An 11,065-nucleotide genomic window follows, 5' to 3' on the forward strand; every position below is an offset into this window, starting at 1 on the left:
CCCGGACGGGTGCCGGGTGTGACAAGCCGAGGCACGACCTCGGTAGGATTGCCGCGGTTCGGCAGGGCCATTGCCCGCCGCAGCCCTCCACGCGGAGCCGACCGGCCCTTCTGTCGCCGGTTGCGGGGTGGAGTCGGCGCGGGCTGTCGACGCAGGCGTGGAATGACAGACGGAGGTACGAGATGTCCGGCCACTCAAAGTGGGCGACCACCAAGCACAAGAAGGCCGTCATCGACGCCAAGCGCGGCAAGATGTTCGCCAAGCTGATCAAGAACGTCGAGGTCGCGGCCCGCACCGGCGGCGGCGACCCCGCCGGTAACCCGACGCTCTACGACGCCATCCAGAAGGCCAAGAAGAACTCGGTACCGAACGACAACATCGACCGCGCGGTCAAGCGGGGCTCCGGCCTGGAGGCCGGCGGCGCCGACTGGCAGACGATCATGTACGAGGGCTACGGCCCGAACGGCGTGGCGATGCTCATCGAGTGCCTGACCGACAACCGCAACCGGGCCGCCACCGAGGTCCGCACCGCGCTGACCCGCAACGGCGGCTCGCTCGCCGACGCCGGCTCGGTGTCGTACATGTTCTCCCGCAAGGGCGTGGTGATCGTCCCCAAGGCCGGCACCACCGAGGACGACATCATGATGGCCGTGCTCGACGCGGGCGCGGAGGAGGTCAACGACCTCGGTGAGGCGTACGAGGTGGTCTCCGAGCCGACCGACCTGATTCCGGTCCGCACCGCCCTGCAGGACGCCGGGATCGAGTACGAGTCGGCCGAGTCCTCGCTGATCCCCAGTGTCAACGTGCCGCTGGACGCCGACGGCGCGCGCAAGGTCTTCAAGCTGATCGACGTGCTCGAGGACTGCGACGACGTGCAGAACGTCTACGCCAACTTCGACGTCTCCGACGACGTCATGGCCGCGGTCGACGCCTGACCCCGGTGACCGAAGGGCGATTCCCGCCGGGCGACGTCGTCGTCCGGCGGGAGGTGCTGCGCGGCGAGGTCTGGTTCGGCTGCCCGACCATCTGCGTCGAGGACTCCGCCGACCTGCTCGCGCTCTACCTGCCGCCGGGGGCCGAGTTCGGCTTCCCGGAGGGCGGCACCTTCCCGTGTGGACGGCACCCCTGGCAGACCGCCGGCCACACGGCCTGGTCCGGGCACGGCAAGTTGATGCTCCAGCGTCCGGGTGAGGCGCACTCGGTGGACGTCTTCTGGGCCGGCGAGGACCGCGCCTTCGCCGGTTGGTACTTCAACCTCCAGGACCCGTTCCGGCGTACCCCGATCGGGGTGGACACCCTCGACCACGAGCTGGACCTGTGGTGGCCGGCGGGCGCCGACCGGTACGTCTGGAAGGACGTGGAGATGTTCGCCCAGCGCCTCACCGAGGGGCGCTACCCGGGCATGGCCGACGCCATCCGCGGGGAGGGGGACCGGATCGCCGCCCTGCTCGACGCCGGCCGGCGCTGGTGGGACGAGGGCTGGGCGCAGTGGCGGCCGGACCCGTCCTGGGACGGGCCGCGCCTGCCGGCCGGCTGGGACGCCGTTCCCTGCTGAGAGCGGCGGCGAAACTCGGCTGACCGGCCGCCCGCTCCCGCCGTAGCCTGCCGGGATGCTCGTCCCCGACCTCCCGCTGCGCACCGATCGCCTCGACCTGCGGTTGTTCACCGCCGACGACTTCGCTGCCCTGCGGCTACCAGTCCCGCGCCGACGTCACCCGCTACCTCTACTTCGCGGCGAACGACGAGGCCGCCAGCCGGGAGGCGCTGGCCCGCAAGCGCGCCCGGGTGCGCTGCGCGCGGAGGGCGACGTGCTGAACCTGGCGCTGGTGCTGCGGGAGACCGGCGCGGTGATCGGTGACGTGCTGCTGATCTGGACCAGCGTCGCGCACCGGCAGGGCGAGATCGGGTACGTCCTGCACCCCGACCACGCCGGCCACGGGTACGCCACCGAGGCGGCCCGGGAGATGCTGCGGCTGGGCTTTGACGAGCTGGGCCTGCACCGGATCGTCGGCCGGCTGGACGCCCGCAACACCGCCTCGGCCCGGGTGCTGGAGCGGCTCGGCATGCGCCGGGAGGCGCACCTGCGGGAGAACGAGCTGGTCAAGGGGGAGTGGACCGACGAGGCGGTGTACGCCCTGCTGGCCCGCGAGTGGCGGGCCGGCACCCGCTGAAACGGGCCCGGCCGCCCGGCGCCCCCGGGTGCGCCGGGCCGGATGCCTCTGCTCAGGCCTGCTGGCGGCGGGCCTTGAGCACGCTGTCGACGACGTCCCAGAGCGTGATCACGGCGATCACCACCACCGACACCGTGGCGACGGTCTCCAGGTGATCGCCCTCGCGCAGCCAGGCGAACCGGGCGACCAGGTCCGGGTTGAGCAGCCGGTCGGTGAGCAGCAGCACCACCACCGGCCCGGCGAAGGCCAGGTCGAGCGCGGCGTTGACCGCCACCAGCGGCCAGGTCCACCGCCGGGCGCGGTACTTCGCGATCTCCAGCGCCAGGCTCGCGACCAGCACCGCCGCGAGCACCGGCAGCCAGGAGCGCCACAGCGCCGGGTCGAGCAGGGGGATCCGCCCGCCGTCGGTGTCCGTCACCCAGGACTGGACGTGCTGCCAGGGCAGGAAGGCCAGGGTGAGCAGCAGCATCGCCACCGCCGCGCAGGTGTCGGTGAGGCGTACGTCCCGCTCGGCCGGGCTCTCGGGTAGCTGGTCGACGGTCCAGTCGGGCAGGTTCAGCGAGGTGTCGGTCCGTTCCAGCACGGCGAAGCACAGGGTGACCCAGAAGGCGATCTGCACCGCCGTCTGGAGGGCGGCGGTGACGCTGGCGCCGATCGCCGGGCCGGGTTCGCCCTCGACGGTCGCCTTGAGCACGCCCACCACCACGCCGACGGTGGCGGGGACGACGGCGAGCAGCCCCTTCAGGAATCGTTGCCAGACCAGGTAGTAGGTGGGGCCGATCAGTTGGAGCCGGCGGTCGGCGTAGCGGGCGGCGAGCCGTTCCGGGTGACCCATCTCGGTCAGCACCTCGCGTTCGGCCGCGGCGGCGTCCTCCCCGGAGGCGGTCCGGCCGTCGATCATGTCCTCGATGGAGGCGCGCAGCTCGGTGGCGATCTCCGCCCGGCGTGGTGCGGGCACGGCCCGCAGGGTGGCGGCGACGTAGCGGTCGGTCAGGGAAGTCATCGGTCCACTCCTTCGATCAGCCCGGCGACGGAGGTCTGCACGGCGGCGAGGTCGTCGAGGAGTCGGCGCAGCACGCTCTCGCCCTCCTCGCTGGTGCGGTAGAACTTGCGCGGGCGGCTCTCCTCGGTGTTCCACTCGCTGGTCAGCAGGCCCTGCTCCTCCAGTCGGCGCAGCAGGGGGTAGAGCGTGTTGGCGTCGACCGGGAAGCCGTGCGCGGCCAGCCGTTGCAGCAGTGCGTAGCCGTAGTCGGGGTGCCGCAGGGCGACCAGGCTCGCCACCACCACCGTGCCGCGGCGCAACTCCTGGAGATGGGTCCGCAGGATCTCCTCGCTAACCATGCGTCACACTATACTGTGTGCCACACAGTGTTGTCGGGACCAATAGCGTTGTGCCAGAGGGGAACGATGTGTCGCTCTGCCGACGAGGGGCGTCGGCGGGATGCCGGCGCCCCTCGGTGCGGGCCGGTTCAGCAGGACCGCCCCTGCCGGAAGCCGCGCTCGACGAAGTCCGCGCGCCCGGCCTCGAACCAGCCGACGCCGGAGCGGATCGGGTGTCCGGTGAACAGCTCCACCCGGCTGCCGAACCGGACCAGGTACGCGGTGGCGTCGCCGGCGTCATTGCTGATCAGCTCACCGCGCCGGCCGTAGATCTCCTCCAGCTCGGCGAAGGACATGCCGACGCTCGCTCCGGCCGGCGAGCGCGGCGGTGCGGTGGCGGTGCCGACCGCGACCAGCGTGCGCGCCGTCCCGGCCAAGCTGCTGGTCGACAACCGCATCGTGATCAACAACCACCTCGCCCGCGGGCGCGGTGGCAAGGTCAGCTTCACCCACCTGATCGGGTACGCGCTGGTCCGGGCGCTGGTCGAGCACCCCGAGATGAACAACTCCTTCGCCGAGGTCGACGGCAAGCCGGCGATGGTCCGCCCGGAGCACGTCAACCTGGGCATCGCCATCGACCTGGTCAAGCCGGACGGCTCCCGCAACCTGGTGGTGCCGTCCATCAAGGCCTGCGAGCAGATGGACTTCCGGCAGTTCTGGCAGGCGTACGAGGACGTGGTCCGGCGCGCCCGCCGCAACGAGCTGACCATGGAGGACTACGCCGGCACCACCATCTCGCTGACCAACCCGGGCGGCATCGGCACGGTGCACTCGATCCCCCGCCTGATGCAGGGGCAGAGCGCCATCATCGGCGTCGGCGCGATGGAGTACCCGGCGCCGTACCAGGGCATGAGCGAGACCACCCTGGCCGAGCTGGCGGTCAGCAAGATCATCACGCTGACCAGCACGTACGACCACCGGATCATCCAGGGCGCGCAGTCCGGCGAGTTCCTCAAGGTGATGCATGAGCTGCTGCTCGGCGAGCGCGGCTTCTACGACCAGATCTTCACCTCGCTGCGCATCCCGTACGAGCCGGTGCGCTGGGTGCGGGACGTCGCGGTCGACTCCGAGGGTCAGATCAACAAGACCGCGCGGGTGCACGAGCTGATCCACGCGTACCGGGTGCGCGGCCACCTGATGGCCGACACCGACCCGCTGGAGTTCAAGATCCGGAAGCACCCGGACCTGGACGTCCTCCAGCACGGGCTGACCCTGTGGGACCTGGACCGGGTCTTCCCGGTCAACGGCTTCGCCGGCCGGCAGCGGATGAAGCTGCGGGAGATCCTCGGCGTGCTGCGTGACTCGTACTGCCGCCGGGTCGGCATCGAGTACATGCACATCCAGGACCCGGAGGAGCGCCGCTGGATCCAGGAGCGGATCGAGCGCAAGTACGAGAAGCCCCCTGCGGACGAGCAGAAGCACGTGCTCAACCGGCTCAACGCGGCCGAGGCCTTCGAGACCTTCCTGCAGACCAAGTACGTCGGGCAGAAGCGCTTCTCGCTGGAGGGCGGCGAGTCGCTGATTCCGCTGCTCGGCGAGGTGCTGGAGGCCTCCGCCGAGGGCGGGCTGGACGAGGTCGTCATCGGCATGGCCCACCGCGGCCGGCTGAACGTGCTGGCCAACATCGTCGGCAAGCCGTACGAGAAGATCTTCTCCGAGTTCGAGGGCCACCTGGACCCGCGCTCGACCCAGGGCTCCGGCGACGTGAAGTACCACCTGGGCCAGAACGGCAAGTTCACCACGCCGGGCGGCGACCACGCGGTCAAGGTCTCCCTGGTGGCGAACCCGTCGCACCTGGAGGCCGTGGACCCGGTGCTGGAGGGCATCGTCCGGGCCAAGCAGGACCGGATCGACCTCAAGCTGGAGGGCTACACCGTGCTGCCGCTGGCGGTGCACGGTGACGCCGCCTTCGCCGGCCAGGGTGTGGTCGCCGAGACGCTCAACCTCTCCCAGCTGCGCGGCTACCGCACCGGTGGCACCGTGCACGTGGTGGTCAACAACCAGGTCGGCTTCACCACCGCCCCGGAGTACAGCCGCTCCAGCCTCTACAGCACCGACGTGGCGCGGATGATCCAGGCGCCGATCTTCCACGTCAACGGCGACGACCCCGAGGCCGTGGTCCGGGTCGCCCGGCTGGCCTTCGAGTACCGGCAGGCGTTCAACAAGGACGTCGTGATCGACATGGTCTGCTACCGCCGGCGCGGGCACAACGAGGGCGACGACCCCTCGATGTCCAACCCGGAGATGTACAAGATCATCGACTCGAAGCGCTCGGTCCGCAAGCTCTACACCGAGGAGCTGATCGGGCGGGGTGACATCACCGTGGAGGACGCGGAGGAGCTGCTGCGCGACTACCAGGGGCAGCTGGAGCGGGTCTTCAAGGCCACCCGCGACGCCGCCACCACCCCGCGCCAGCTCAGCCGGCCGCGTCGCGAGGAGGAGCCGGAGCCGCAGGTGGAGACCGCCACCGACGCGGCCGTGGTCAAGGCGATCGGCGAGGCGCACGTCAACCTCCCCGAGGGCTTCACCCCGCACAAGCGGATCCAGCAGCTGCTCGACCGGCGGGCCAAGATGTCCGTCGAGGGCAACATCGACTGGGGCTACGGCGAGATCATCGCGTTCGGCGCGCTGCTGCACGACGGGGTCACCGTCCGGCTCGCCGGGCAGGACTCCCGCCGCGGCACCTTCGTCCAGCGGCACGCCTCGATCGTGGACGCCAAGACCGGCGACGACTACCTGCCGCTGAAGTCGCTCACCGGCGACGGCGAGCGGTCCCGGTTCTTCGTGCACGACTCGCTGCTGTCCGAGTACGCCGCGATGGGCTTCGAGTACGGCTACTCGGTGGAGAACGTCAACGCGCTGGTCTGCTGGGAGGCCCAGTTCGGTGACTTCGTCAACGGCGCCCAGTCGGTGATCGACGAGTTCATCTCCTCCGGCGAGGTGAAGTGGGGCCAGCGCTCCGCGGTCACCCTGCTGCTGCCGCACGGCCATGAGGGCCAGGGCCCGGACCACACGTCGGGTCGCCCGGAGCGGTTCCTCCAGCTCTGCGCGGAGGACAACATGCGGGTGTCCATCCCGACCACCCCGGCGAACTACTTCCACCTGCTGCGGCGCCAGGCCCTGTCGCCGAAGCGCAAGCCGCTGGTGGTGTTCACGCCGAAGTCGCTGCTGCGGCACAAGCTCTGCGTCTCCTCGGTGGAGGACTTCACCACCGGCACCTTCCAGCCGGTGCTGGCCGACACCGCCGCCCCGGCGCCGGAGCAGGTGAAGCGGGTGCTGCTCTGCTCGGGCAAGGTCTACTACGACCTGTTCCAGGCCCGGGCCGAGCGCGGCATCACCGACACCGTGATCCTGCGGATGGAGCAGCTCTACCCGCTGCCGATCGAGGAGATCCGGGCCGCGCTGGCGCAGTACCCGAACGCCGAGGACTTCGCCTGGGTGCAGGAGGAGCCGGCCAACCAGGGTGCCTGGTCGTTCGTCGCGCTCAACCTGCTGGAGCACCTGGCCGACGTCCGGCTGCGGCGGATCTCCCGCCCGGCCGCGGCGGCCCCGGCGGTCGGCTCGGCCAAGATGCACGAGGTCGAGCAGTCCGCGCTGATCGAGGCGGCCCTGCCCCGCCCGTGACCTGACCGCACCGCCGAGACCCGGGGCAGCGCCGTCCGCCGACGGCCCTGCCCCGGTTCCGTCGGCACCATCCCGACAAGGACGTACGGATGTACTTCACCGACCGTGGCATCGAGGAACTCGTCGAGCGCCGGGCCGACGAGCAGGTCAGCATCGAGTGGCTGGCCGAGCGCCTGCGCGACTTCGTCGACCTGAACCCCGAGTTCGAGACCCCCATCGAACGCTTCGCCACCTACCTGGCCCGCCTCGACGACGAGGACGACGAGTAACCCGGGACCACCCCGTCCGGCCCGGGTGGGTGGGACGGAGGTCCCGGGCGCGGGAGCGCGTGATCTCCTAGGGTGGGGGCGTGGCCCGCAGCGTCTACCTGACCAGCGTGGGGTCCGGCGGGGGGAAGTCGACCATCGCCCTCGGCCTCGCGGAACTCCTCTCCCGACAGGTCGAGCGGATCGGCGCGTTCCGGCCGCTGGTCGCCGACACCGGCGCCGACCCGATCCTCGCCCTGCTGATCGACCGCTACCGGGTGGACCTGCCGCAGCATGAGCTGACCGGCGCCACCTACGCCGAGGCGAGCGCCCTGGTCGCCGACGGCCGCCGGGAGGAGCTGATCTCCCGGATCGTCGAGCGCTACCGCAGCGTCGAGCGACGCTGCCCGGCCGTGGTCGTGGTGGGCAGCGACTTCGCCGACGGGGGCGACGGCGCGGGCCCCCGCGAGCTGGCCTTCAACGCCCGGCTGGCCACCGAGTTCGGCAGCGTGGTGGTGCCGGTGATCGACGGCTTCGGGCAGGAGCCGGAGGCGATCGCGGCGGCGGCGCGTGGGGCGTACCACGATCTGGAGGACCTGGGCGCGACGGTGCTGGCGGTGATCGCCAACCGGGTGCCCGGGCCGATGACGCTGCCGGAGCTGCCCGTCCCCGCGTACGCCATCCCGGAGGTGCCGACCGTGTCGGCGCCGACGTGGCCGAGGTGGCGGCGGCGCTCGGCGCCACCCTGCTCGCCGGGGACGACGCCGCGCTCGACCGCGACGTGCTCGACTACGTGGTCGGCGCCGCGCACGTGCCCACCCTGCTCGACCACCTCACCGAGGGGGCGCTGGTGATCACCCCGGGCGACCGGGCGGACCTGCTGGTCGCCGCCAGTGCCGCGCACGTCGCCGGGCAGGTCTCGGTGGCCGGGCTGGTGCTCACCCTCGGCGAGCAGCCCGACCCCCGGGCGATGCGGCTGGTCGAGGGGCTGAACACCGGGCTGGCGGTGCTCTCGGTACGCAGCGACAGCTACGACACGGTGGCCGCGTCCAGCCGGATCGAGGGCCGCCCGAGCCCGGCCAACCCGCGCAAGGTGGAGGCGGCGCTCGGCGCGTTCGAGGGCAACGTGGACACCGTCGACCTGGCCCGCCGGCTGCGGGTCAGCCGGTCCGAGCGGGTGACCCCGCTGATGTTCGAGTACGACCTGATCGACCGGGCCCGGGCCACCCGCCGCCGGCTGGTGCTCCCCGAGGGGGCCGAGGAGCGCATCCTGCGGGCGGCGGAGGTGCTGCTCCGGCGGGGCGTGGCCGACCTGACGCTGCTCGGCCGCCCGGACGACGTCGCCCGCCGCACCCGGGAGCTGGGCATCGACGTCACCGGCGCCGACGTCGTCGACCCGGTGACCAGCGCGTGGCGCGACGAGTTCGCCGTCGAGTACGCGCGGCTACGCGCCCACCGCGGCGTCACGGTCGAGCTGGCGCACGACATCGTGGCCCGGCCCAACTACTTCGGCACGATGATGGTGGCCACCGGCCACGCCGACGGCATGGTCTCCGGGGCCACCCACACCACGGCGGCAACCATCCGGCCGGCGTTCGAGATCATCCGGACGGTGCCCGGGGTCTCGGTGGCCTCCAGCGTCTTCTTCATGCTGCTCGCCGACCGGGTGCTGGTCTACGGCGACTGCGCGGTCAACCCCGACCCGGACGCCACCCAGCTCGCCGACATCGCCATGTCGTCGGCCGACACCGCCGCCCGGTTCGGCATCGAGCCCCGGGTGGCGATGCTGTCGTACTCCACCGGCGACTCGGGGGCCGGCGCGGACGTGGAGAAGGTCGCGGCGGCCACCAAGCTGGTCCGCGAGCGCCGCCCGGAGCTGCTGGTCGAGGGCCCGATCCAGTACGACGCGGCGATCGATCCGCAGGTCGCGGCGACGAAGCTGCCGCAGAGCACGGTGGCCGGCCGGGCGACGGTCTTCATCTTCCCGGACCTGAACACCGGCAACAACACGTACAAGGCGGTGCAGCGCTCGGCGGGCGCGGTCGCGGTCGGCCCGGTGATGCAGGGCCTGCGCCGGCCGGTCAACGACCTGTCCCGGGGTGCGACGGTCGCCGACATCGTCAACACCGTGGCGATCACCGCCATCCAGGCCGCCGCGGAGGCGTCATGACCGACCGGGTGCTCGTCCTCAACTGCGGTTCCTCGTCGGTGAAGTACCGGCTCTACGACGGCGAGACGGTCCGGGACTCCGGCACCGTGGAGCGGGTCGGCGAGCCCGGGGGCGGGCCGGCCGACCACGCCACCACCGTCCGGCAGATCCTGGACCGGCTCGACCTGGCCGGGCTGGGCGCGGTCGGGCACCGGGTGGTGCACGGCGGCCGGCGGTTCAGCGAACCGGTGCTGATCGACGACGCGGTCCTCACCGCGATCCGGGAACTGGTGCCGCTCGCGCCGCTGCACAACCCGGCGAACCTGGCCGGGATCGAGGTGGCCCGGGAGGCGCTGCCCGACGTGCCGCAGGTCGCCGTCTTCGACACCGCCTTCCACCACAGCCTGCCCGAGGCCGCCGCCACCTACGCGATCGACCGGGACGTCGCCGAGCGCTACGGCGTCCGCCGGTACGGCTTCCACGGCACCTCGCACTCGTACGTCTCGCGGCGCACGGCGGAGCTGCTCGGCCGGCCGTACGAGGCGCTGCACACGATCACCCTGCACCTGGGCAACGGGGCCAGCGCCTGCGCGGTCTCCGGCGGGCGCAGCGTGGCCACCTCGATGGGCATGTCGCCGCTGGAGGGCCTGGTGATGGGCACCCGCAGCGGTGACCTGGACCCGACGGTCATCTTCCACCTGCGCCGGGAGGGCGGGCTGGGGGTGGACGAGATCGACGACCTGCTCAACCACCGCAGCGGGCTGCTCGGCCTGACCGGCGCGAACGACATGCGCGAGGTGCTGCAGCGGCGGGCCGCCGGGGACCCGGCCGCCGCGCTGGCCTTCGACGTCTACTGCCGTCGGATCACCGGGTACGTCGGGGCGTACTACGCGCTGCTCGGCCGGGTCGACGCGGTCACCTTCACCGCCGGCGTGGGTGAGCACGCCGCGGAGGTTCGGGCCGCGGCGCTGGCCGGGCTGGACCGGCTGGGCATCGCCGTGGACCCGGCGCGCAACGCCGCGCCGGCGACCGGGTGATCTCGCCCGACGGGGCCGAGGTCAGCGTCTGTGTGATCGGCACCGACGAGGAGCGGGAGATCGCCCGGGAGGCCCGTGCGGTGGCGGCGACCGCCGGCTGAGGCGAACCTGATCGGCTCCGGCTCAGCCCAGGGCCAGCCAGCCGGCGACGGCGACCAGCAGCACCGCGACCGCGGCGGCGCCGGCGATCAGCGGCAGGCGGGACGCCGCCTCGACGGGCGCGGCGGGCTCCGCGTGGGCGAAGGCGCGGAACTGCTCGGTGTTGGCGCTGGGGTCAACGTACTCGTCAGACATGCCGGAGACCCTAGCGAAACCGCGCACCCCGCACGGTCCCGCCGAACCCGGGGTGACGCTTGCGATCCGAGCGGTGGACGGGAACCGGCCGGGCGGCGGGCGGCACCGGTCCGGACGGCGGGGCCGGGATGGGCCGCCGGCCCCCTACCGTGCAGGGATGGGGGT

The 11,065-nt window shown here is 72.2% G+C and carries 8 protein-coding genes and 3 pseudogenes; 7 read left to right on the forward strand and 4 right to left on the reverse strand.

Annotation, left to right across the window (positions count from 1 at the left end; all coding sequences use genetic code 11):
* The first annotated feature begins 182 nt into the window (after positions 1 to 182).
* The 3 genes from JNW89_RS16050 to JNW89_RS16060 are packed head-to-tail and all read left to right on the forward strand — an operon-like array spanning position 183 to position 2,171.
* On the forward strand, positions 183 to 935 hold the full coding sequence (locus tag JNW89_RS16050; RefSeq protein ID WP_154938218.1) for a YebC/PmpR family DNA-binding transcriptional regulator: 753 nt from the start codon (positions 183 to 185) through the stop codon (positions 933 to 935).
* A gap of 5 nt (positions 936 to 940) precedes the next feature.
* The gene (locus tag JNW89_RS16055) at positions 941 to 1,555 is read left to right on the forward strand and encodes a DUF402 domain-containing protein (RefSeq protein ID WP_238449532.1); all 615 of its coding nucleotides are present in this window, start codon (positions 941 to 943) and stop codon (positions 1,553 to 1,555) included.
* 55 nt (positions 1,556 to 1,610) lie between these two features.
* Complete coding sequence (locus tag JNW89_RS16060) at positions 1,611 to 2,171, forward strand: GNAT family N-acetyltransferase (protein WP_238449533.1); 561 nt, start codon at positions 1,611 to 1,613, stop codon at positions 2,169 to 2,171.
* 52 nt (positions 2,172 to 2,223) lie between these two features.
* Here JNW89_RS16060 and JNW89_RS16065 read toward each other — a convergent pair whose 3' ends face one another.
* The 3 genes from JNW89_RS16065 to JNW89_RS16075 form a co-directional block, all read right to left on the reverse strand.
* Positions 2,224 to 3,174 carry a permease prefix domain 1-containing protein gene (locus tag JNW89_RS16065; RefSeq protein WP_238449534.1) on the reverse strand — a complete coding sequence of 317 codons (951 nt, stop codon included), beginning with the start codon at positions 3,172 to 3,174 and terminating at the stop codon, positions 2,224 to 2,226.
* Positions 3,171 to 3,512: a PadR family transcriptional regulator gene (locus JNW89_RS16070; RefSeq protein ID WP_238449535.1), complete on the reverse strand. Its 342-nt coding sequence runs from the start codon at positions 3,510 to 3,512 to the stop codon at positions 3,171 to 3,173. The genes JNW89_RS16065 and JNW89_RS16070 overlap by 4 nt, the downstream gene beginning before the upstream one ends.
* A 128-nt stretch (positions 3,513 to 3,640) precedes the next feature.
* On the reverse strand, positions 3,641 to 3,847 hold the full coding sequence (locus tag JNW89_RS16075) for a hypothetical protein (protein WP_238449536.1): 207 nt from the start codon (positions 3,845 to 3,847) through the stop codon (positions 3,641 to 3,643).
* A 40-nt stretch (positions 3,848 to 3,887) separates the two neighbouring features.
* Here JNW89_RS16075 and JNW89_RS16080 point away from each other — a divergent pair.
* The 4 genes and pseudogenes from JNW89_RS16080 to JNW89_RS16095 form a co-directional block, all read left to right on the forward strand.
* Positions 3,888 to 7,175, forward strand: a pseudogene (locus JNW89_RS16080) (multifunctional oxoglutarate decarboxylase/oxoglutarate dehydrogenase thiamine pyrophosphate-binding subunit/dihydrolipoyllysine-residue succinyltransferase subunit); the annotation flags it as partial.
* An 89-nt stretch (positions 7,176 to 7,264) separates the two neighbouring features.
* Entirely contained in the window at positions 7,265 to 7,444 is a 180-nt protein-coding gene (locus tag JNW89_RS16085; RefSeq protein WP_088960493.1) for a DUF6104 family protein, read from the forward strand.
* Between the two features lie 80 nt (positions 7,445 to 7,524).
* Positions 7,525 to 9,590 (forward strand): annotated as a pseudogene (gene pta, locus JNW89_RS16090) (phosphate acetyltransferase).
* Positions 9,587 to 10,707, forward strand: a pseudogene (locus JNW89_RS16095) (acetate/propionate family kinase). The pseudogenes pta and JNW89_RS16095 overlap by 4 nt, the downstream one beginning before the upstream one ends.
* Positions 10,708 to 10,729: 22 nt before the next feature.
* Here JNW89_RS16095 and JNW89_RS16100 read toward each other — a convergent pair.
* Positions 10,730 to 10,900 carry a hypothetical protein gene (locus tag JNW89_RS16100; protein WP_238449537.1) on the reverse strand — a complete coding sequence of 57 codons (171 nt, stop codon included), beginning with the start codon at positions 10,898 to 10,900 and terminating at the stop codon, positions 10,730 to 10,732.
* Between the last annotated feature and the right edge of the window lie 165 nt (positions 10,901 to 11,065).

This window comes from Micromonospora sp. 4G55, from assembly GCF_016803375.1.

Coding starts and splice junctions, on each gene's coding strand:
- JNW89_RS16065 (WP_238449534.1), bottom strand. CDS start 3,174: ATGACTTCCCTGACCGACCGCTACGTCGCCGCCACCCTGCGGGCCGTG.
- JNW89_RS16100 (WP_238449537.1), bottom strand. CDS start 10,900: ATGTCTGACGAGTACGTTGACCCCAGCGCCAACACCGAGCAGTTCCGC.
- JNW89_RS16075 (WP_238449536.1), bottom strand. CDS start 3,847: ATGTCCTTCGCCGAGCTGGAGGAGATCTACGGCCGGCGCGGTGAGCTG.
- JNW89_RS16085 (WP_088960493.1), top strand. CDS start 7,265: ATGTACTTCACCGACCGTGGCATCGAGGAACTCGTCGAGCGCCGGGCC.
- JNW89_RS16070 (WP_238449535.1), bottom strand. CDS start 3,512: ATGGTTAGCGAGGAGATCCTGCGGACCCATCTCCAGGAGTTGCGCCGC.
- JNW89_RS16050 (WP_154938218.1), top strand. CDS start 183: ATGTCCGGCCACTCAAAGTGGGCGACCACCAAGCACAAGAAGGCCGTC.
- JNW89_RS16060 (WP_238449533.1), top strand. CDS start 1,611: ATGCTCGTCCCCGACCTCCCGCTGCGCACCGATCGCCTCGACCTGCGG.